This window comes from Micromonospora sp. CB01531, assembly GCF_001905095.1.
In the GTDB taxonomy this organism is placed as follows: Bacteria; Actinomycetota; Actinomycetes; order Mycobacteriales; family Micromonosporaceae; genus Micromonospora.
The window spans coordinates 1-20,589 of sequence record NZ_LWLS01000126.1 but is presented as its reverse complement, the minus strand read 5'-3'; the positions used below and the strand labels follow the sequence as shown (position 1 = coordinate 20,589).

Genomic DNA, 20,589 nt, shown 5'->3' with positions numbered 1-20,589 from the left:
TCCTTGTCAGCGCTGTTTGCCGAGGGTCAGCGCGGTGATGTCGGTGCCGAACTGCTGCCGCAGCGCGGCGAAGACCTGCTCGCGGTCGTCGGCGGGGGCACGGCCCGCGAGGTTCGCCACGGCCGCGGCGAGGCCGAGGGTTCTGCGGACACGGGCGAAGCCGAGCAACTCCCGCAGTTGCGGCGCCCAGCTGACACGTCCAGCGGCGAAGTCGGCGTTGAGCGCGATCGCGGCCTGCACGGCTGGGTTGGAAACGCCGAGGTGGCGGGCGAGGTCCCAGTCGGTGGTGACCTCGACGTGCACGTCGAACCGGGAGGCGAGGGCATCGGTCAGGATCGCGCCGTGCACGCCCGGGTTGTGCCCGGCGATCACGTAGAACCCGTCGACGGCCTCGACGCGTTCGTTGCGGTAGCCGGGGATGGTGATGACCCGCCGGCCGTCCATGGCCGGGTAGAGCACGGCGAGGACCTTCGGGGGGATAAGGGTGGCGTCGTCGACCAGCAGCGCCCTGCCTTCCCGCATGGCGGTGACGAGGGGCCCGTAGACGAACTCGAACCCACCGTCCGGGAGGGGGATGAAGTTGCCGAGGAAGTCCTCCACCACCGTGTCCCCCGTCCCGGCGACGGTGAGCAGGTCCGGGAACGCGGCCTCGACGAGTGCGGTCTTGCCGGTACCCGGCGGCCCGTACAGCAGCACCGGGATACGCTTCTCCCGCAGCCTGCACAGCACGTCCACGTCGGTGGCCCCCGCGAGCTTGCGGGGGAAGTACAGGTCACCGTTGGGCCGTGCGACGGGCTGCCGCCGACCTGCCCCGCGGCCACTGCGGGGTGTGCGCGGGGCAGGCGGTGGCATCGTCCCGGCCGCGTCGATCCCGGCCGGGCTGATCTGAAACCGGTGCGGGCCCGTCTGATGGGTGGCGTACCCGGCGGCGGCCATCTTCTTCAGGGCTTCGAACACCGCGCCGGTCGAGCGGGCGGCGATCGCCGTGGTCAGCTCACCGACCTTGAACACCTGATCGGGATGCGCGGCCAGATGAGCGGCCACCTGCCGGTAGAGGTAGCCGGGCCGGCGGCCGTCACCCTGGTCTGGTGTGCGGGAGGGATCGCCGGTGGTTGGGGTTGGGGTTGCAGGGTCCATGCAGACCTCCTGTGATCTGGGGTTGGGCCCGCGCACCCCGTCTCCGGGTGCGCGGGCAAGGTGTTGCGGTGTCCGCGCGGTGGAGACGGGGCGGTTGACAGGCCGGGCCCCCGTTGGCAGGACGGCCGGCAAGCTCCGTGAGGTGCTCAGCAGGCAGCCTGATTCCGGCACGTTGAACCGGCACCACTCGGGCAGGTTCTTCGGGCACCACCTGCCGTCGTGATCTATCGGCGACCCTTGATCGTTAGCTTCTTTGGGCACCAGCTGGCGAGCGTTCATGATCGGCACTTTGTTTGGGCTCCACCGCGTTGGCGAGGCCGCTGCTTTGGATGTGGGTCGCTGCGCTGCGTTAGGGCTGGGGCTGGTTAGTATCGGGGCAGACCGGGTTCTTTCAGGCTCTGCTCCCGATGCGGGGTCTGGGGAGCCCGGCTCTCTGTGTGAGGGTGAGACGCGGCGGCGCCGGGACGGTTCGTCCCGGCGCCGCTGTTCGTGATGGGGCTGTCAGATGCGGTTGCGTTCGAGGGTGGTCTGCAGTCGGTAGGAGTCGTTGCCGGTCTCGACGAGGTAGCCGTTGAAGGTGAGTCGGTCGACGATGGCGGAGCAGAGGCGTTCCTCGGTGAAGGTTTTATCCCATTCGGAGAACGGGGCGTTGGAGGCGACGGCGATGGCTTTGCGTTCCTCGCTTTCGGTGAAGATCTGGAACAGCAGTTTCGCGCCGGTGCGGTCGAGGTTGAGGTATCCGAATTCGTCGAGGCAGAGCAGGTCGTAGCGGGCGTAGCGGTAGAGGGTCTTGGACAGGCGTTTCTCGTTGTGGGCTTCGGCGAGTTCGTTGACCAGGTTCGCGGTGGTGGTGTAGCGGACTCGCAGGCCGTGTTCGGCGATGGCGGTGCCGATGCCGATGAGTAAGTGGCTCTTGCCAGTGCCCGAGTTGCCGACCAGGACCAGCGGCGCGCCGGCTCTGACCCAGGCGGGGTTGGCGAGGTTGTTGACGTAGACGGCGTCGACCTGAGGGTTCTCGTCGTAGTCGAAGTCCTCCAGGCGCTTGGGCCGGTGGAACGCGGCGTCGCGGACGAGGCGTTGTTTGCGCCGCTCGTCGCGGTCGGCGATCTCAGCGCGGAGCAGGTCGAGCAGGAAGCCCTTGTAGTTGGCGCGGTCGCGCAGCGCCTGTTCGGCGATGTCGGCGTAGCGGTCGCGGATGCTGGGCAGGCGCAACTCGGTGCACGCGGTGTCGATGGCGGCGTCGATCGGGTCGATGCCGGGGGCGGACTGGCGGGGCCGTGGGGTGCGGGACACCTTGGCGGTGGAAGCGTTCGCGCTCACGCGGTTGTGCCTTTCGTTCGGTGGGACAGCAGTTGGTCGTAGACGCTCATCGGCGGTGGTTTGTGCTCGGTGCCCGAGGGCAGCCGCCGCGTGTGCAGGGAGATCACGCGAGCCCCGCCGGGAGATGGGTCGTCAACGGGCTCGGCGAGTTCGAGCCCGTCCTCGGCGCCCTCGTCGACGGATGCCGCGACGTCCGACGAGTCGGCGACGGTGCCCGCGTCGGCGGCCTTGCGGGCCTCGATCGCGACCAGCTCGGGGCTGCAGGAGCCGGCGCTGACAGTGGCGGTGATCCCGGCGACCAGCGCCGCGTGCGGCAGCTGCCGGTGCAGCAGTAGCACCTCGATCAACGCCCGGGTGCCTTCGGCCTCGCCGTGCGCGGTGCGGGCGGCGGCCCAGAACGCGTCGTGCACCGATGTGAACGACCCCTCGGCGCGGGCCTGCGCCAACGCGGTCGACCCGGCCAGGGCGCCGGGTTTGACCAGGAGGATCTCCAGGTAGTGGTCCAGGTCGTCGCGGTAGTCGTAGCGGCGCGACAGCCGCGGGTGGCGGGCGACGACCTGCCGGCCGTCGAACACGAGGACCTCGTTGGCGCGCAGGCTGACCCGGACTTTGCGGTCGATGAACCGGGCGGGCACCGAGTAGTAGCACTGCCGGACCACGATGCGGGCGTTGCGGCGCACCAGCGGCGTGAGCGTGGTGCCGAGCTCGAAGTCATCGGCCGGCAGCGGGTGCAGCAGCGGCGCTTCGGCGGCGAAGTTGAACCCGATGCTGGCCGGCGCACCGTGCACGTGCCGGGCGTCCTCGGCCGTGTCGATGTCGGCCAGACGGTCGTTAACGGCCAGGGACGCGACCTGCGGCGGCGGGACCAGGTGATTGCGGCGGAACCGGCCGCCCTCGTGCTCCACCCCGCCCTTCTCGTGCGCGCCGTCCTTGCCGGGCAGGCAGTAGAAGGCGTGGAAGCCGTAGTGGGAGCGGAACGCCACCCATCGCTGCGACTCGACCCGGCCGCGGCCGAACAGCACCTGCCGCACGGCAGGTTTGAGGTTGTCGTAGCGGATGTGCCGGGTCGGCACCCCGCCGAGGACCCGGAACGCCTCGACGTGGCCCTCCATGAACGCCTCCTGGCCCTGCGAGGCGAACACCCGGTGCACCGCCTTGCCCGAGTACGACATCCGCAGCGTGAACAGGTAACACTTCATTTGCGTGCCACCGACAACGGCGAACGCCTCGGCGAAGTCGACCTCCGCCTCCTCACCCGGCGGGTGGACCTGCGGCACCATCCCGTCCAGGTGCCCACGGCCCTCCCGCGCCTCGGCGAGGATCTGCGGCCGGCGTCGGGCCACATAGTTGCGCACCGTCGAGTACGACGCGCTGGTGAAACCGTGCTCGACGGCCAGGCGCTGACAGATCCGCTCGATCGTGTGCCGCTGCTTGCGCGGGCCGACCACGTCCGAGCGCAGCATCTCGTCCACCGCGGCGAGCACCGGCCCCAGTGCCAGCGGCCGCCCCCGGACCGGCGGCTTGCGCGGCGGCGGAACCGCCGACGCCAACGCCGCACGGACGGTGCGGCGCGACACCCGGTGCCGGCGCGCCAACTCCCGCTGCGAAACGGACGGATCAGCCCGCCGATCAGCGCGAATGCGCTCGAACAATTCGACACGCGTGAACAACCTGGCCTCCCGATATGACCGGGATCAAGCTAAAGCCCACCCATGTCGACAAGTCGAGCAAGGCGGGCATAACGGCCACTGCCGCGTGTCGAGGTCGAGGTTGCAGCAAGGCCGGCATCTGAACCTCTTGCTGCATGCAGCGTTCGCGGATCGCCGTGGTGAGCGTCAGTCGGGTTCGGTGCGTGCTGCGCGCAGGGCGAGGACGTGCCGGCGTGTGGGGCTGGCGAAAGCCGCCAGTCCGGCGAGCAGGATCGCGATGCTGATGGCCCAGGACGTCGGCTCGGTGTCGTGGCGGGCTGGCCAGTCCAGCGGCGGAAAGTCGGCGCTGGCGCCGGCGACGACCAGGCCGATAGTGAGCAGCATGGTGGGCACCGTCCAGCCCATGCTGAGGCGGAAGGCGGTGGCGCCGAGCAGGGAGTAGCCGAGCAGTCCGAGGTAGTTGCGCACTGCGCCTGGCTCAGTGATGGTGCCGATGAGCGGCTGGGCTGCCCATGCGACCAGTCCGGCGCCGATCAGGGCGGCCACGGCGAGATAAAGCAGGTCGTAGAGGTCGATGCGGCGGACGCTGAGGTGCTCCTCCAGCGGCAGCGCCGACCATGCCGCGACCACGGTGAGGTAGGCGGTGATCGCGGGAAGGACCGCAGCCCACGGCAGCGGAACTGGCTCGGTGGCGCCGACGAGTAGACGCTGGCCGCCGAACTCGTGGGAGAGGACTGCGACGGCGACGAGGGCCAGCAGGAGCGGGGCCGCCCGTCGCGACTTCAGCAGTAGGCGCGGGCCGGTCACGTGAACGACTGCGGGGTCAGGGAACAGGTGCGGACAGCATCGGCGTGGGTGGTGAGCCACTGCTGCTGGCCTGCCAGCGGCAGGTTCAGAAAACGAGCCTTCGCCTGCTGCTGTTCGGGGCCGCGTGGCACGAACCACCTCTCGTCCCCGACTACCCAGGCGACGAGGAGTTGCGCCATGGCGTGGGCGTCGGTGTCGCGTAGGGGCCCGCGGCCGCAGGAGCGGACGCCGAGGGCGGCGATGGCAATGTCGAAGCCCGCGCGGTCGTAGTCGTCGTCGGCGGGCGCGTCGATGGCGTAGGCGATCGCGCCTGGTGTGGGTAGGCTGCCAACGCCTCGGGGTCGCTGCTCGACCCGGGTGATGGCAAACGGTGTCGAGGCCAGGCGCTGGCTGATCGCCTGCGCCCGCTGGCTGATTGGCGCGAGGCTGTCGGCGAAGGCGGGGTGGATGCACACCTGCGGCGAGCTGCCCGAGCAGGACCATGTGATGTGGCGGTTCAGGTCGACATAGCGGCCGTTCTCGCCGATCACCACAGCGGCGCCGCCGACAGCCAGGGCGAGGGACAGCCCGACCGCCGGGATCACCAGCCGCGCTGATGAACGCACCTTGACGGCGACCAGCGCGAGGGCCAGCAAACCCAGGCCAGCGAACCACAGCAACTGCCCCCGCATGGTCTGGGTGTGCGGCGCGTTGAACGGCAGGATCATCTCGATGGTGACCGGGAACATCGCATGCCAGGTGCCAATCTGCCCGAGGTTCCAGGTCGTGGCCAGGTAGGTGACCAGAGCGGTGGCGAACGGGATGAGCCTCCCCGGCACCAGCACGCCCACCCCGTAGGCGGCCGCGACGGCGGCGGCGAACCCGACCCCGGCAGACGCCAGCCACCACCAAAACGGGCCGCCCCACGTCGCGGCAACCGCTGTGGGTAGCAGCGTCGCCGTCGCCACCAGGGCGTAGGCGACAACGGCGCAGGCCACCAGCACCCCGGCCTCGACCAGTGGCGCGTGTGCCGGGTCGCGCCCCGCCAGCAGCCAGGCTTGGCTAGCTCCACGGCGCTGTGAGCGGCCTCCCGCCCAAGCAGCAAGGCCCACCGCCAGCGGCGCCATCAGCATGGGGGCGCTCGTCGCCGCGCCCGTGGCATACGACCAGATGGTGTCCGTATCAAGTTGGGCACGGGCCGCGAACACGCCGATCACCACCAGAACGGGAAGGCTCCACAAGCCTGGCCCTCGGCGCAGCTCGATCCTGACCGGGGTCACGCCGGCACCGCCGACTGCTGCAACGCGCTCAGGTAGCCGCGCTCCAGATCACTGTCCCCGTCCACCCCCGGCCTGGCGAGACCCTCCAGCCCGTCGACCGTTCCGGTGAACACCACCGTCCCCTCGTTGAGCACGATGATCGTGTCGGCGACGTGCCGGGCATCTTCCACCACGTGCGTACTGACCAACACGGTGGCCAAGCCGGCGACCGCGCGCAGGACGCGGCGCAGCTCGATGCGCTGCTGGGGGTCCAACCCGGCCGCCGGCTCGTCGAGAATGAGCAACGCTGGCTCGTGCACGATCGCCTGGGCGATCCCCGTCCGGCGCAGTAGCCCACCCGACAGGCTGCTCATCCGTGACCCGGCACGGCCGGACAGGCGCATCAACGCGAGCGCCCGATCCACCTTCGAGCCGATGTCTCGCTCCGGCACGCCCTTGAGCCACGCGGCATAGGCGACGGCCTCCCGGACGGTGTAGCCGGGATAGTGGGACACGACTTGAGGCAGAAATCCGATCCGCGCCGCGACGGCCCGAAGGCCGCCGCGGCGCAGGACATCCCGACCGAGCACGTGGAGATTCCCCACCTCGGGACGCTTGAGACCCACGATGGTGTGCAACAGCGTGGTCTTCCCGGCGCCATTCGGCCCCAACAGAATCGCCACGCCGCGCGGAACGACGACATCGAGATCGCGAAACACATTCCGCTTCCCGTACCGCTGCGCCAGTCCGTGCCCAATGATTGGGTCGTCCATCGCGGGTCCCCCGATTGCGTCAGGTCAGCAGGTGTTCACAGTGATGTGCGGGCTGTCCTTGTAGGTTGGACTCGACGTGAAGAACGTTCGGCCGTAGTACTTGGCGTTCCGTCCGCCGTCGCAACTGCTGGTCTCAGCGTAGTAGCTCATGCCCGTGTGCCGGTCGTCGTAGCTGGACACGACCGGGTCGGGCAGGCCCGACACATCCCTTTTGATCTCGACCCGGAACGTGCGCGTCTCGGACGCGCTGCATGACCCGCTTCCGTACGCGGTCATGTAGCCGGGACTCTCCTCGTAGATGTCCGGGTAGCCGTGGGAGCAGCCTGGCGGTTCCGCCCATGCCGGACTGGCCACCGCGATAGTGGACAGCCCGAGGGCGACGGCCATCACGGCTGCCGCCGATCGCCTCATGCGATTCTCCGATCCTCGTTGACGGATAGCACACGTGCGCAGCTGCAACGATGACTAGTCGAAACCACTCAAGCGCTCGCAGTAGCCAGCGTCAATGTTAATCACGGTTGCTGTCTGTTATTTGCGGAAGTCGGAAGTCGACCCTGTTCCGATGCTTACCAATCAGTGATGAAGAGGGCTGTCTCCGGTGAATGCATATATATCTACACCAATTCTCTCGGCGACTCCACCACGCCCGCCTCGCCAGAAGCAGCCACCTACCTCATGGTTCGCACCACGGCGGGCTTGCGCGATGGCACCCAGAGAACGTGCCGATCATGGCGAAACGCCAAACAGATGGCCCCGCAAGAAGGTGCCGATCATGGCCCACGGCTACGAGTGCCAACAACACAGTCGGCCACGGTGGTACCCGAAAAACCTGTCCACCCGGTGCCCGCTCAAGGTGCCGAACTCAGGCAGCTCAGAAGGGCTGCGGCTCGGTGATGTCCCCGCCATCGGGTGGTGGGCGACGACAAGGAACGCACCGGCGCCGGGATTGATCAAGTCGATCCGGCGACGGTGCGCCAGTGCGGTTACCTGCGGCGGAGGGTGACCTCGCCGCGGGGGCGGCGGGAAATGCCAATGGTCAGGCCGAAGACGCTGCCGTCGGACAGCTCCAGCCACACCCCGCGGTCCAAAGTCAGGACCCCCGCGTCCCGGTACGTGCGCGCCGACGTGATCGCCACCGGCAGCCCGTCGTCGTGGGTGAGCTGCGGCAGGTCAACGTCGTCGCACAGCTCGTCCAGGTCGGCGCTGGTCAGCAGCCTCAGGACGAGGGCTTGCAAGATTTCCTCGTGGGCGTACTCGCCGAACTCGTCAGTCAGATCGTCAGGCATCAGCTGCTCCCGTCGTCGTCGGCGTTCGTGCAGTGCTGGCGGCGGAGGGCGGGTCGGGGATGTCGCCTGCGATGCGGTCGCAGTCGTACGGGTGCACCGGCAGCCAGGTCCAGGCCCGGCCCATCACCCTGTACTGGCCGTCCGAGTCGGGGCTGATCCGTTCGGTGGCGTCCGGGTCGTCGTGCACGCGGGTTTCATCGGCGACGATGACGTCGCCGTCGAACCACAGCCGCCCCATGGACTCGTCGACCATCCGGTCCAGCCGCTGGCCGCTGATGCCCTCGGCGGCGAGCTGTTGCCGGCAGCGGTCGCGGGCGTCGCGCTGGTCGGCGACGATCGCCTCGGCCACCTGCCGGGTGCAGGTGAACACCACCCACCCGTTCCACGTGTCCACCAGCGTGCCGACGAACCCGACCCGGATCCGCATCTCCCCGTCGCCGTTCGGCGTCCACGCCCAGTCCCCGGCGAAGACGCCCGGCCCGCCCAGGCGCACCCGGTCGGGAGCCAGGTGGCTCATCTCCCGGTCGTCGCCGTGCGGGTGCAGCACGATCCGGCACTGCCGGGCCACCTCGGCTTCGGCGGCGTTGTCGAACCCGTCGCACCACGCCCACCGCGTCTGGTCGCGCTGCCGGCCGGTCAGGTCCTCCCACACCGGGGCACCCCGCGGGGCGTGCTCGGCGTACCGGTCGCGGTCCTCGGCGAGGACGTACCGGTCGGCGGCGGGCAGCCCGTCCATGACGGGCGGGTCCACGTCGTCGATGCCGGCCAGCACCTGCCGCGCGACCTCGCGGACGTCGCCGGTGGCCCTTCCGCCGATGACGTTCTGCGCCCACCACACGGCTGCGTCCCGGCCAGCCGCCGCGCCAGCGATCCGCAAGCCGTCCAGCACCTGCTCCCAGCCGGAGTCGCCAGTGGGGGCGGGGAGCCGGCGGACGCGGTCACCGGCCCCCAGAAGCATCGACAGGCGGGAACCGCTGTCCCAGTTCACCTCGAGGACCTGCTGATCCGGGTTGTAGTGGCGCACCGTGCCCTCGTCACCCGGACGCAGCAGAGTGTGCGGGTCGCTGGTGTGCTCAAGCGCCACCCGCTCGCCCGGCTGGTAGGTCATCGGGTCACCGCCCGCGCCGTCAGGACGGCGTGGCAGCGGGCGGCGACACCGTCGCGGACGGCGTCGGTGAACCCGTCCCGCACCGCGTCGACCACCAGCGCCTGATCGTGGTCGAGCAGCTCCGACCAGCCCGGCGCGCCGGCCGGCGCGTGGGCCTGGTACCGGTCAGCGTCGTAGCCGGCAACGTCGAAGCGGGGCAACGCCGCCAGGACCCCGTCGTCGCTGCTGTCGATACCGCCCAGGACCGTCCGGGCGGTCAGCGCCTGCTCGGACGCGCCGCGCCCCTCGAGGGCGTGCTGCTGCCACCAACCCACAGCGAGCCGTCCCTCACGCTCACCCGCGTTCCGCAACGCCAGCAGCACGTCCGAGCCGACCGGCGACACGGCCGTCAACTGAGGGCTACGGGAAACGGCGCCGGTCTGGAGACCGGCGTATGGGGATGCGGAGGTGGCCGGGTCGAGCCAGTCGGCGGCGAGCAGCACCCCCTCACGGCGGTAGCGGCCCGCCACGGTCCGCTCATTGGTGACCCGGCGCAGCCAACCAGCCAACTCAGCGCGGATCTTGCGGGAGGCAGTGGCGTAGCGGGCGCGGGCCTCACGGGCCCGCCGATTCGCCTCCTGCGCGTTGCGCCGGTCCACGTGGGTGTGCAGGTCGAGCAGCCACAGGTGCTCCGCAGTGCTGATCCAGCCGCAGCGAGAGTCGCTCAGCAGCCGGCGCAACGCCTCGGCGTAGAAGTCGTCGCCGTAACGCGGGGTCCTCTCATGGTGGACCAGGGTGTTCTGGATGTCCTGCAGCCAGCGGCCCAGGGCGACCCAGTCCGTGTGGTCCTCAGGCCGGGACCCCGGCAGTTTCCTGCTGCTGGTGTGGTCCGTGTCGGTCACGGTGATGTCCTCTCTGAAGGGAAGGGGATCCGCAGCGGCCGGCGCCCAGAAGGCCGGCCCGGCCGACGGGATCCGCGCTTTGTGGATGCGGTGGTTCAGCCGATGACGCGGCGCGCGGCGGCGAGGTGCGCAGCCCACGCGGACAGGCGGCTGATCTTGACAACGTCGCCGCTGTGCGGGGCCTGCACGATCAGCCCCTGCCCGAGGTAGAGACCCACGTGCCCGGGCTTGGCGGTGGTGCCGCGGCTGCCAGGAATGAACAGCAGGTCCCCCGGCCGCAGGTCCCGGTAGTCGGTGACCGGCCGGCCGGCATGGATCTGGTCGCTGGTGGTGCGGGGCAGGCTGATGCCGGCGGCCCGGTAGGCCTGTTGCATCAGCGATGAGCAGTCGCATTGGCGGGCGGGAATGCCGGAGTGTGCTGCGGTGCAGTCCCCACCGAAGGTGTACGGGCTGCCCAGCTGCGCCAGGGCCCAGCCGATCGCCGTCACGACCGGCCCCGGCGTGCCCGCCGGCAGGGTGAACCCCGCCGGCAGCGGCACCTGCTCACCGCCGGCCTGGCCGTCACCTGCGTCGAACAGGCACAGCGGGTTGCTCATCGCCCGCTCCAGACCCCCTGCGACGGGCCCGGCGGGGGTGCCGCCGGCAAGGACGCGGACCAAGGCGATCGCGTCGTCCTCCCACTTCGCGTAGGCACCCGGGTAGGCGGATCGCTGCACCGCTTGGGCGGCGTCGGTCAACGGCATGACCTGCCAACCGTCAACGGCCAGCAACGCGTTGTAGAACCTGCCGGCCGCGTAGCGCGGGCCCTGTAATTGGGCGGGTGTGCCCCAGCCTTGGGACGGGCGCTGCTGGAACAACCCCACCGAGTCGCGGTCCCCGCCGGGAAGGTTACGCAGGGTGGACTCCTGCATGGCGGTGGCCAGGGCGATGACCCAGCCTCGCGGCGGGACCGTGAGCTCGACGCCGACGGACACGATCACCGCTGCGTTGGTGACCTGCTCGCCGGTCCAGCCCCCCACCTCGGCGGCGGGCGGGGACATGGTGACGGTGGGCAGCAACGGCTGCCGGCCTGGGCCGACCGTGCACGCGGCCGAGGCGGTGCCACCGCCGGTGAACAGCATTCCGATCCCGCCCGCGCACAGCATCAGCACCGCGAGCACCCCGGCGACGATTGCGGCGAGACCGCGCCCGTTCACCGCGGGGCTCCCGCAGCCGGCTGCGGGGCGTAGCGCGCCGCGGGAGAGCGGCTCGCGGGGGTGCAGGTGGCATCCGGTGACGGGGGCAGGCAGCCGGCGAGCCGGTAGCGGGCCGAGTGCTGCCCGTCGTCGGTGTGCACCGTGACCGTGGCGGTGAGCGGGTCGATCAGGTAGATCCATTCCGTGTCGAGGTGCCGGGCGTGGGACAGCGGGAACACGGTGACCGGTTCCGGTGCCTCGATGGCACCGTCGGTGGTGTTGGCAAGGGTCATGCCGACGCCGGGCACCGGGCGCTGCCCGACGAACCCGCATTCGGTGGCAGCGGTGATAGCCGGATCGAGGTACTCCCAGTCGCAGGCGAGGACCGCGGTGCTCAGCGATTGGGCGTCGCGGTGGGCGTGGCCGACCCAGATCGCGGCGAGGGTGGGCACGACGACGCCTGGGAGGCCGTCGAAGAGCACGAACCGGGCGTGCACAAGGTGCGGGTTCGCGGCATCGGTGACGCCGATAAAGCAGTGGGTGCTCACGGGGCAGGTCTCCTTCGCAGCGGATGCGGGAATGGGAGGGCGTGAGGTGCGCGCACCGGTGGCCGAGACGCTGGACGTGCCGACGCCAGCTGGGACGGTCACGGCTCCTCCTGGTGCGGGGGCGCCGGCCAAGGCGCGGGCTTGGCGCGCCAGCCGAAGATCGGGTCGCTGGTCTCGACCGATCCGCAGCGGCCGCAGCGGATGTAGGTGTCTTCGCCAAAGCCGGCCATGGACGGCATCTCGTCCTGAACGAACTCGTCGACGGCCCCGCACACCCGGCAGCGCAGTGACGTCCCGTCGGGCCCCCACGTGATGAAGATCGGCTCCTCGCCGTTGGCGTCAGGTCGCCGTCGCCGGCCGGTCATGCCATCCCCACCGCCGTCGTTGCTGCTGGTCGGCTGGGCGGTGGCGGTGAGCAGGGCGGTCAATCCTGGGTAGGTGGCGGGGACGTCACCCGGGTCCGGGGTGTCGTCGATGAGCAGCAGCGGATGGTCATCGCCGCGCGGATGGGTGAGCTGGTAGAGACGGCCGTCGGTGTCGACGGCGTCGATGCGGCGGGCCTGCCGTGGCGCGTCGCCGATAGCGCGGATGTCGTCGTAGCAGGCGGCCCAGGCCAGCAGCCGCGCATCGGGTTCGGTCGCCCGGATCAGGCGGACGATCGTGTGGAGGGTGGCCTGGTAGGGCGTTGACGCGTGGGGCTGGCGCAACCCTGCGGCGAGGCGGTGCAGCAGGGCAGGCAGGCCGGCCGGGTCGGCGAGCAGGTCGTCGCGGCGCAGCGGGAATTCCACGCTGCGCAAAGCGTGCGCGGGCGAGGCCGTGTGCAGGGGCCGGGTGTGGATGAGCAGCAGCGTCGGGGGCTTGCCCCAGCCCAGATGCTCGGCGTCGACGTCGGTCGCCAGGAGGCAACCAGCCACGGCGTGGACAGCGGTGAAAGACAGCACAGGGGTCTCCCTTGTCAGGGCGGAAAACGGGGGAGGGCCCCGCAACCGGGTGGTTGCGGGGCCCTCAAGGAGTCAGATCTGTCAGTGGTGGTGGCGGTCGCGGCTGCGCCCCACTGGGGCGGCCAAGGGACGGTGGCCGTGCACACCGGTACCGGAACGTTTCGCGTGGTACATCGCCGCGTCCGCTTCGGCCAGCAGCTGGCGGGGGTTGGTGGACAGGTAGGCGGGGTTGTGGGTGTAGCCGACGGAGCCGCGGACACTGACCTCGCCGCTGTCGAGGGGGAAGGGGGCGGCGCCTATGGCCTGCCATGCGGCGCGGGCGGCAGCGGCCACGTCCTCGTGGTCGCCGCGCACGAGGAGGGCGAACTCGTCGCCGGACAGCCGAGCGGCGATCTCCACCGGCGCGTCGAGCGAGGAGAGGAGCCGACCGACGTGGGCGAGCAGAAGGTTGCCGGTGTCGTGGCCGAGGGTGTCGTTGACGGTCTTGAACCCGTCGAGGTCGAGCAGCACCACCCCGACCGCCGCCCGGTCGGCGAGGGCGGCGCGCAGTCGGGTGAGGAACAGCCGCCGGTTGGGCAGCCCGGTGATCTCGTCGTGGCTGGCCTGGTAGCGGGCGACTTCGAGGGCTTGCTGTTGACGCCACAGCAGGGCGCTGGCGAGGGCGAGGCCGGCGAGGATCCCGCCGACGGTGGTGACGATTCCTTGCAGGATGGGAGACACTCGGAACGCTCCTTGATTAGGAAGGAGCACCGGGGGCGGGCGTGAGTCGCCAAACTTCGACGCCCGCCCTCGGGCTACCTGACGAGTCGGGACTACTGGCCGCCACCGCTGGGGGCGAGTTGGAAAGTGGCCGGGCGTTCGACGGTCTGCACGGCCGTGCCGGCCGCGACCAACTTGATCGCCGCGTTGTACACCGCGCCCTGGCTGGCTTTCCTCGCGCCGCTGCCGGCGTTCGCGGCGTCGATGAGCTTGCACAGCTCACTGGTCTTGTACTCGCGGTCAGGGTGCGCTTCGAAGATGTCCAGGACCGCACCCCGCAGGGAGCCCTTCACCCGACGGCTGTTCCCCGTCGCGGCCTCCTGCCCCTGCGGGTCGGGGTTCGACTCGCCCGGGGCCTCGCCGTCGTCGGACGTGCCGTCGGACTGCTGGCGGTCGTGGCCCGCCTCTCCCGAAGGCGACTGCTCGCCGCCGCCACGGGAAGACGTGACCGTGTCCAGCGGAGCAGATGCGCCACCGGTGGAAGCCAGGGCCGGGGAAGCACCGTCCGCGTCCCGGGCTACCGGTACAGGAGGCTCGCCGCCCCGTTCGGGCACGCCAGCGGTGCCAAGGGGATCGGTCGGGGTGGCCGTGTCCGAGGTGGCGACCGCGGCCCCGCCGGTTGAAGTGTCAGCCGCACCCCGTGTGGACGGTGGCGCGGCGGTGGTGGTGCGGCCGACGTCGGTCAACCGCCACATGGCGCGGTTGTCGTCGCTGCGGAACCGCTCGGCCTGCCCGGTCTTCTCCCAGGCGCGCAGCTTCGCCGTTGCCGTGGAATAGCCGAGCCCGGCGTGCTCGGCCACGGCCGTGGCAGTGGCCTCGCCGAGCTCGCTGAGCGCGGCGAGGACCGTGAACATCGTGTGCGCCGGCACGGGCTCCGTTGCATCCGTCATGGGCACGTCCTTTCTGGTGTGAAGGTCAGCAGTGATCCACGCTTCGATCGCGCCGTTGATCAAGTGCGATGACCAGATCTCGGGACAACCCGCAAGATCCGCGCTGCGGTCGGTCGCCAGCCGGAGGCGTGGCGGGCGCGCGTGGGAAGGAATGAGTGATCGGCCGGCGGGCGCCGGCTGGGTGCGGTTAGAACGAGGACTCGACGTCGGCGGGTGACGCCCGGCCAGGACCCGCCTCGCTGCGCTCGCCCGCGTCTTGCGGTCCGGTGATGCGGTGGGCCGGGCAGGCCATGGCGTGCTCCGCGAAGGGCAGCACGTCTACGATGCGGTCACCGTGGGGAGGGCCTCCGGCCCGACGAAGAGTGCTGGAAGAGGAACACGGCGGCCTGTGCAGGCCAGGCGGGAGCGGGCACCCCCACGCCCGGGGCGCCCGGCCTGTAGAGCACTGACCGCCGCGGTGTGAGGCGGTGCGGCAGCTGGCCATTGATGCAGATGCGGTGCGTCGACAGCCCCAGAGGAAAGCCGGCCCCGCCGGTTGACACGGCATCGACCGATCGCTGGGGAACAACACATGGGACTGGGCCCGCGGCGGATTCCGCTGCGCTCGACGCCGGGGCGTGGGCGGTGTGGGTTAGAGAGCGACGGCGAGTAGCCGCTGATCGGGGTCGAGGGTGTCGAGGTAGGCCAGGGCCTGCTCGAGGTAAGTGATGCGGTGGACGAGGGCGTCGCTGGCCGGGGCGAGCTTGCGGCCGTCGGCGGTGAGCATCGCGTCGCCGGCAACGGCGCTAGCGGCGCGGTACTGCTGGTAGGCCATCTGCCCCGCCTGATACATCTCCAGCTCGCCGACACCGGGCTGGCCAGGGCCGGCAGTGGCGGCGGCGTGCAGGCGCATGGCGTGGACACGAGGTTGGGCGTAAAAGTCCGCGATCGCCATGTCGAGGGGGTAGCGGTCGGGGTCGGTGAGGTGGCAGGTTTCGAACACCGGCCACGAGGTGGCCGGTGCCGTGCCATGCACAACCCGCTGCCAGATCTGGTAGCGGATCCCGGCACCGACAGCGGCAGCCCGGCGCATTCCGTGTAGGTCGAGCAGCCGCACCGGTCCGCCCGCGCACGGCGCGGGTCGACCCTTGCGCAGCCCGATCATCTGCCGGCGCTGCCACACCCGCAGCTGCGCGACCGCCCAGAACAGGGGCGCGAGAGTGCCGGTGACACCGAAGTGGGTGTCGAGCTGGTGGCTCGTGAGCGCCTCGGCAGGCAGCGCGTCGGGCAGGCAGATGACCATCGTGGCGATGGTCGGGGCCGGCGTGACAGTTGGCCGCGCGTTGGTGGCGGCCCGGGTGGAAACCGGGCGGGGCGCGGGTACCGGCATCGCCTTCACCGGTCGTGCCGGGATGGCTGACACACGGCTGCCGTGGCGGGTCAGCGGGGTGCCGTTGACAGTGGACATACGGCTGTCCTCCTTCGATGGGTGCGCGCGGGCGCGCAGGATCGACCGGCCCACCGGGTGCGTGGGTCGGATTAAGGCAGAAGGCGAAGAGGTGGTGCGGGTGGCTGGTGCGACCTCGAGGGGCCGCCGCGCGGGCCGCGTGCCGACCGGCCGAAGCGGGTGGGCGTCGCGTACCGCTGGGGTGCGGCGGGGATCCCGGAGGTGGGACCGAACCGGGGCGGAGCGATATCTGGGGTGTGGTGTTGCCGGAAAGGTAGCGGCTGCCACTCACAGCCCATCCCAGCGGCAACAGCGGCAGGAAAGGCGGTTGACCTGCACCGTGAGAGATCAACAGCCGCTGTCCGGCGGGTGAGGCATTTCGCGCTGTGAGTGGTCGATCCACTCACAGCCGATCTTGCGGTGTGACAGTCAGCAAGGAAACTGGGGGTGCGGCAGGGCCGCGACCTGCGCGGTGAGCGGGGACCTGGGTGTCAGCGGCCGCCGTCGGTGTCGGTGTAGCGGTGAGGGTTCGTGGCGGTGTTGCGGGGGCCGTGGTCGGAGGGCAGATCGTGCAGCCACCGACGTGAGCCAGGCTCGGCGGCGAGGGTCCAGGCAGGGCCGGCGGGGTGCTCGTCGTGCAGGCCGGTGGCCACGGGCATCACCGTCGGCACACCGGAGAGAGCGTCGAGGAGGTGGGCTTCGCGGCGCCGGGCCGGCACCCGCAGAAGAACGGGGTAACGGGGGCCGAACTCGGCGAGGCGTTCGTAGCCGCGCAGCTTGCGCAGCACCCTGCCCAGGGGTTCGGTGCCGTTGTCGTGCTCGAGGAAGAACCCGACAGACCGGCCAGCGGCCGACCAGATGCCGTGCCCGTCGGGGCGGATGCCGGCGAGGGTGTAGGCGGCGGTGGCGTGCTGCTCGGACCACCACCGTGCCAGCTTCGCGCTGGGATCGGTGCGGGTGTAGCCGTGCAGGTCGATGAAGAGCTGGTTGGCGCCGAGCAGGTGCCGCAGGCGGGGGCTGCCGATAATGCGTTCGGTACGTTCGATGCTGGAGCGCGGCGGCCGGGCATCAGGGTGCTCGGGGTCGGTGTAGGTGCTCGGGTGCACCAGCATGCCGAGGGGGCCGAGGGTATAGAGGTGTTGGCCGTCGCCGGTGGTGACGTCGACGAAGCGGTGCACCGCGTCGATGCGATGCAGGGCGGCCAGGCGCAGCCGCGCGGAGCGCGGTGACGGGAACAGAGCCGTGGCGATCTGGGCGGTGGACAGCACATAGTGCTCGGCGAGCCAGGCCAGCAGTTGACGGTCGCGCAGGGTCAGCCGACGCAGGTGGGCCAGCCGCTGCAGTTTGCTGGAGGGGGAGCGTGACGGGCGGGACTCACGATTGGTGGATTCGCGGGACACGAGAGATCTCCTCAGGGAGTAGACAAAGAGACTCCCTCCCCATGGAGAGGGAGTCTGGAAATGTCACCGCCGTTCAGCCGAGCTCCTCACGGCGGTGTGCTGCGCTGACAGCCGGATACCGCGGCGGTGCCGGTCGGGAGGTCGTGAGAGGTGGTGAAGGCGCGGTGAAGCCGCAGCGGAAGGCGCCATGGAAAGCCCACCGGGCCGCCGGATCAGCCCACGCCGCCGCTGACGGCGACGGTTCCGGCCACACGCCGGTTGGCGGTCAGGCGAGGCGGGAAGGCCGGCTGCTCCGCCTGGCGACACGAGTGTCCGCTTCGGCGGGCCGGTCGCTCTTGTCTGGGCGGGAGAACCGGTCGACGAGGGCGTCGATGGCGCTGGTGTCCTGGGGTTTGATGGCGTCGGCGGCGACCTGCCGGATCGCGGTCGCCGCCCCGACCACCGGTTTCGGCGGGCGCGTCTTCATGGTGAATGCCGGTGTCTGGCGGCCGTCGACGACGAGACGCGCCGCGGCGGTGTAGGCGTCGAGATGGGTCAGGTCGTGCTCGTCGAGCTCGGGCAGGGTGTGGCGGGCAAGGACGCGGGCGTCCTCGGGCGCGCACGAGAAGTAGACCTTGTTGCGGGCGTTCGCCGAGGCGGCGGCGAGGAGGTCCTTCGGGAACTGGGCGAGGTCCTGGTGGGCCAGCACGAGGGACAGCCGGTACTTGCGGGCCTCGGCGAGCATCGTGTCCAGGCTGTTGGCGAGCGTGAGGAAATTCTGCGCCTCGTCGATGACCAGGGTGGCGTCCCGGCGTTTGTCGGGGGCGATGCGCGCGCGGGCGGTGGCGGCCTGCCACACCTGCGCCAGGACCAAAGAGCCCAGCAGCTTGCTGGTGTCCTCACCCAGCTGGCCTTTCGGAATCCGAACGAGCAGCGCGCCGCCGTCGAGGACCTTGCCCATGTCGAAGCTCGAGCGCGGGTAGCGCATGCTCCGTTTGACGAAGTCACGCAGCAGGAACGCGCGCAGGCGGGCGAGGACGGGACCGATGACCTGCGAGCGCAGAGCGGGGTTCAGGTCGTCGTACCACTGCCAAAACCCCGAAAGGCCGGCCGGGTCGTCCAGGTCGACGGTCATCGCCGACCGGAACTGCGCCGAGTTCAACAAGGGCGGGATGTGCTGCAGGGTCACGTTGGCATGACGCAACAGGGTCAGGCAGGCCACCCGCATCACGTCGTCCATCCGAGGCCCCCACGCCTTAGCGAAAATAGTCCCGAAGATCGACACCAGGTTGTCCACGACCAGGTCGGGATCGTCCCCGGCAAGAGGGTTGATGGTCGGCGAATTCGGCTGGTCCGGGTCGAAGATGACGAGACGATCGGCGACAGAGGCAGGAAGCCGGTCGAGGATGTCCAGAACCAAGTCGCCGTGCGGGTCGATGACGACAGTGCCGCGGCCGGCGGTGATGTCGTCCACGACCATGTTGACCAACAGCGTCGTCTTCCCGCTGCCAGTGGATCCGATCACATGCAGGTGATACCTCGAATCCGGCACGGACAGCGCCACGCCGTGGCCGCCAACCTCGGCGGTGCCGAGGACCTTGGCGCCACGCCCGCCGCTCGGCACGGCGACCGGGGCGGGCATCGACTTCGCCCGCGCCCGGTCCAGCCCAGGCACCGCCAGATCTTGGGGCAGCGCGGCGAGCGCGGCCAACTCGGGCGTGGAGGTGAGGAACCCGGCGCCGAGGCGCCGCCGCGCGAGAACCGCAGCGGGGACCCGCATACCGGCCCGCGGGGAAAGCCCGTTACGGCCGGAATACACGGCGAAAGAGGCGGCGATAGTGCCGGCGATACCCCGCAGCCGGGGCCGCGGATCGGTGCCAGCACGTCGACTGTCCTTACCGACCGCGTATCGGATGGCCGTCTCCCACAGAGGGTGGGAGGTCTTGTCGAGGATGGCACGCACGTCGCGTTCCAGCGCAGGATCGCGGCGGCCCGTCGGCCACGGTCGGCGCGCGCTGGAGGCGCTGCCGGGTAGGAATGCCTCCACGAGCCACAGCAGCGGCGCGGCCGGGTTGACGGCGGGTACGGCAGTCTTGCCGTCGCGCAACCTGCCGGCGGTGCGTCGGGCACGCGAGGCGCGGCGGGACGCGGCGGGACGGGCGAGGACCTGCACGCAGGCATACTCGCCGGCCCGCAGCCCGGAGCCGGCGGAGATCAACGCGCGCAACGGGTCGTTGTCGTGGTCGATGCGCAGCGGTAGCCACTCGGCGGCGGTGGGCAGCAGATATCCGCCCACCACCGCTGGCACGTCGAGCGGGACGGGCGGCGCGGGGGTGTCGTCGGTGATGCACGCGGCGCCCGGCCACGCGGCGCGCACGGCCGCTTCGACCGCGCCGGATGGGACGGTGCCGGGCACCCAGATGGAGATAAGCAGTCGTCGTCCCGCCCAGGTGTACTGCCAGGCGACGTGCGGGCTGCCGTAGAGCCAGCGGCGGCGCCGGGACGGGGTGAGGGTGCCGGCGAGGTTGGCCCACAGCGCGGACGCACAGTGCGGATCGACCTCGGGTGGTGGCGCGATCGTCACGAGCCTCGCGCCATCACTGTGCCGGCGGTGCCGCCACCCTGCGAGGAGATTCCGGCCGGCGACGTGCGCCACGAGCAAGCCGGCGGCGACGGCGAGCAGCCACGGCCGCTGCCCCACCCATTCGGCGGCCTCGAGCACCCAGCGGGTGACGCCGGTGGGCGCCACGGCGACGCCAGCGCCTGGCCCGGACGCGCTGGGCGGCGGCGGGTCATACACGAGGTAGGTGGTAGACGGGGTCACAGGTCGTCTCCCTCGTCGAGGTCGGCGAGTTCGCTCGGGCGTGTCGTACACAGCTGGTGCTCCGCTTGGGAGGCGATGGCTTCGAAGCTGGTCCGGTTGGTGCCGGAGATCAGCAGGCCGGTGCCGACCCGGGCGGCGAGGAGCAGGCGGCGTTCGCCGGCGGTGAGCCCGAAGGCGTCACCGATGGCGTCGATGGCCTGCGGGGCCTGCTTGAGCAGGATTTGGGTGGCGGCGTTGGCGACGACGGCTTGGCCGAGGTCGGTGCCGAGCAGGTCGGCGACGTCCTGGGTGATGACGGTCAGTCCGGCATGGCGTTTGCGGGCGGCCTTGGACATGCGGAACAGGAACCGGGCACCTTCACCGTCGCGCATCAGCAGCCACGCCTCGTCCACCACCACGAGCCGCCGCGCGGCCATACGGCCGGGTGCGTCGACCTGCCGCCAGATCG

At 70.7% G+C, this 20,589-nt stretch carries 19 protein-coding genes; all 19 read right to left on the bottom strand.

Annotation, left to right across the window (positions count from 1 at the left end):
- Positions 1–6: 6 nt before the first annotated feature.
- A complete protein-coding gene (locus A6A27_RS37755; protein ID WP_073839451.1) occupies positions 7–1,137 on the bottom strand; it encodes an AAA family ATPase in 1,131 nt (376 codons plus the stop codon).
- Between the two features lie 501 nt (positions 1,138–1,638).
- Entirely contained in the window at positions 1,639–2,457 is an 819-nt protein-coding gene (gene istB / locus A6A27_RS37750) for an IS21-like element helper ATPase IstB (protein WP_274534625.1), read from the bottom strand.
- The gene (gene istA / locus A6A27_RS37745) at positions 2,454–4,127 is read right to left on the bottom strand and encodes an IS21 family transposase (RefSeq protein ID WP_073839450.1); all 1,674 of its coding nucleotides are present in this window, start codon (positions 4,125–4,127) and stop codon (positions 2,454–2,456) included. The genes istB and istA overlap by 4 nt, the downstream gene beginning before the upstream one ends.
- Before the next feature lie 165 nt (positions 4,128–4,292).
- Positions 4,293–4,913 carry a hypothetical protein gene (locus A6A27_RS37740; RefSeq protein ID WP_073839449.1) on the bottom strand — a complete coding sequence of 207 codons (621 nt, stop codon included), beginning with the start codon at positions 4,911–4,913 and terminating at the stop codon, positions 4,293–4,295.
- Entirely contained in the window at positions 4,910–6,172 is a 1,263-nt protein-coding gene (locus A6A27_RS37735) for a hypothetical protein (RefSeq protein ID WP_143194393.1), read from the bottom strand. The genes A6A27_RS37740 and A6A27_RS37735 overlap by 4 nt, the downstream gene beginning before the upstream one ends.
- Positions 6,169–6,924: an ATP-binding cassette domain-containing protein gene (locus tag A6A27_RS37730; RefSeq protein WP_083673187.1), complete on the bottom strand. Its 756-nt coding sequence runs from the start codon at positions 6,922–6,924 to the stop codon at positions 6,169–6,171. The genes A6A27_RS37735 and A6A27_RS37730 overlap by 4 nt, the downstream gene beginning before the upstream one ends.
- A 24-nt stretch (positions 6,925–6,948) precedes the next feature.
- Entirely contained in the window at positions 6,949–7,335 is a 387-nt protein-coding gene (locus A6A27_RS37725; RefSeq protein WP_073839447.1) for a hypothetical protein, read from the bottom strand.
- 572 nt (positions 7,336–7,907) lie between these two features.
- A complete protein-coding gene (locus A6A27_RS37720; protein WP_073839446.1) occupies positions 7,908–8,210 on the bottom strand; it encodes a hypothetical protein in 303 nt (100 codons plus the stop codon).
- Entirely contained in the window at positions 8,203–9,318 is a 1,116-nt protein-coding gene (locus A6A27_RS37715; RefSeq protein ID WP_073839445.1) for a DUF4314 domain-containing protein, read from the bottom strand. Before A6A27_RS37715 ends, A6A27_RS37720 begins: the two co-directional genes overlap by 8 nt.
- Entirely contained in the window at positions 9,315–10,199 is an 885-nt protein-coding gene (locus A6A27_RS37710) for a hypothetical protein (RefSeq protein WP_143194392.1), read from the bottom strand. Before A6A27_RS37710 ends, A6A27_RS37715 begins: the two co-directional genes overlap by 4 nt.
- A gap of 95 nt (positions 10,200–10,294) precedes the next feature.
- Complete coding sequence (locus A6A27_RS37705; RefSeq protein WP_073839463.1) at positions 10,295–11,344, bottom strand: C40 family peptidase; 1,050 nt, start codon at positions 11,342–11,344, stop codon at positions 10,295–10,297.
- Positions 11,345–11,391: 47 nt separating this feature from the next.
- The gene (locus A6A27_RS37700) at positions 11,392–11,922 is read right to left on the bottom strand and encodes a hypothetical protein (protein WP_073839443.1); all 531 of its coding nucleotides are present in this window, start codon (positions 11,920–11,922) and stop codon (positions 11,392–11,394) included.
- A 98-nt stretch (positions 11,923–12,020) separates the two neighbouring features.
- Positions 12,021–12,863: a hypothetical protein gene (locus A6A27_RS46590; protein WP_241825647.1), complete on the bottom strand. Its 843-nt coding sequence runs from the start codon at positions 12,861–12,863 to the stop codon at positions 12,021–12,023.
- An 81-nt stretch (positions 12,864–12,944) separates the two neighbouring features.
- On the bottom strand, positions 12,945–13,583 hold the full coding sequence (locus tag A6A27_RS37690) for a GGDEF domain-containing protein (RefSeq protein WP_073839442.1): 639 nt from the start codon (positions 13,581–13,583) through the stop codon (positions 12,945–12,947).
- A 92-nt stretch (positions 13,584–13,675) separates the two neighbouring features.
- The gene (locus A6A27_RS37685; protein WP_073839441.1) at positions 13,676–14,512 is read right to left on the bottom strand and encodes a hypothetical protein; all 837 of its coding nucleotides are present in this window, start codon (positions 14,510–14,512) and stop codon (positions 13,676–13,678) included.
- A gap of 631 nt (positions 14,513–15,143) precedes the next feature.
- Entirely contained in the window at positions 15,144–15,959 is an 816-nt protein-coding gene (locus A6A27_RS37680; protein WP_198940627.1) for a hypothetical protein, read from the bottom strand.
- Between the two features lie 470 nt (positions 15,960–16,429).
- Positions 16,430–17,338: a replication-relaxation family protein gene (locus tag A6A27_RS37675; RefSeq protein ID WP_073839440.1), complete on the bottom strand. Its 909-nt coding sequence runs from the start codon at positions 17,336–17,338 to the stop codon at positions 16,430–16,432.
- Positions 17,339–17,603: 265 nt separating this feature from the next.
- Positions 17,604–20,066, bottom strand: coding sequence for a helicase HerA domain-containing protein (locus A6A27_RS37670; protein WP_241825649.1), 2,463 nt, complete (start codon positions 20,064–20,066; stop codon positions 17,604–17,606).
- 71 nt (positions 20,067–20,137) lie between these two features.
- Positions 20,138–20,589, bottom strand: a 452-nt coding sequence (locus A6A27_RS37665; protein WP_443190033.1) for a TraG/VirB4 family ATPase, incomplete at its 5' end; no start/stop codon positions are given.

Excerpts from the sequence above, each read along its gene's own strand:
- A6A27_RS37755 (WP_073839451.1), bottom strand. The coding sequence starts at position 1,137 with ATGGACCCTGCAACCCCAACCCCAACCACCGGCGATCCCTCCCGCACA.
- A6A27_RS37730 (WP_083673187.1), bottom strand. The coding sequence starts at position 6,924 with ATGGACGACCCAATCATTGGGCACGGACTGGCGCAGCGGTACGGGAAG.
- A6A27_RS37725 (WP_073839447.1), bottom strand. The coding sequence starts at position 7,335 with ATGAGGCGATCGGCGGCAGCCGTGATGGCCGTCGCCCTCGGGCTGTCC.
- A6A27_RS37720 (WP_073839446.1), bottom strand. The coding sequence starts at position 8,210 with ATGCCTGACGATCTGACTGACGAGTTCGGCGAGTACGCCCACGAGGAA.
- A6A27_RS37715 (WP_073839445.1), bottom strand. The coding sequence starts at position 9,318 with ATGACCTACCAGCCGGGCGAGCGGGTGGCGCTTGAGCACACCAGCGAC.
- A6A27_RS37705 (WP_073839463.1), bottom strand. The coding sequence starts at position 11,344 with ATGCTGTGCGCGGGCGGGATCGGAATGCTGTTCACCGGCGGTGGCACC.
- A6A27_RS37685 (WP_073839441.1), bottom strand. The coding sequence starts at position 14,512 with ATGACGGATGCAACGGAGCCCGTGCCGGCGCACACGATGTTCACGGTC.
- A6A27_RS37680 (WP_198940627.1), bottom strand. The coding sequence starts at position 15,959 with ATGTCCACTGTCAACGGCACCCCGCTGACCCGCCACGGCAGCCGTGTG.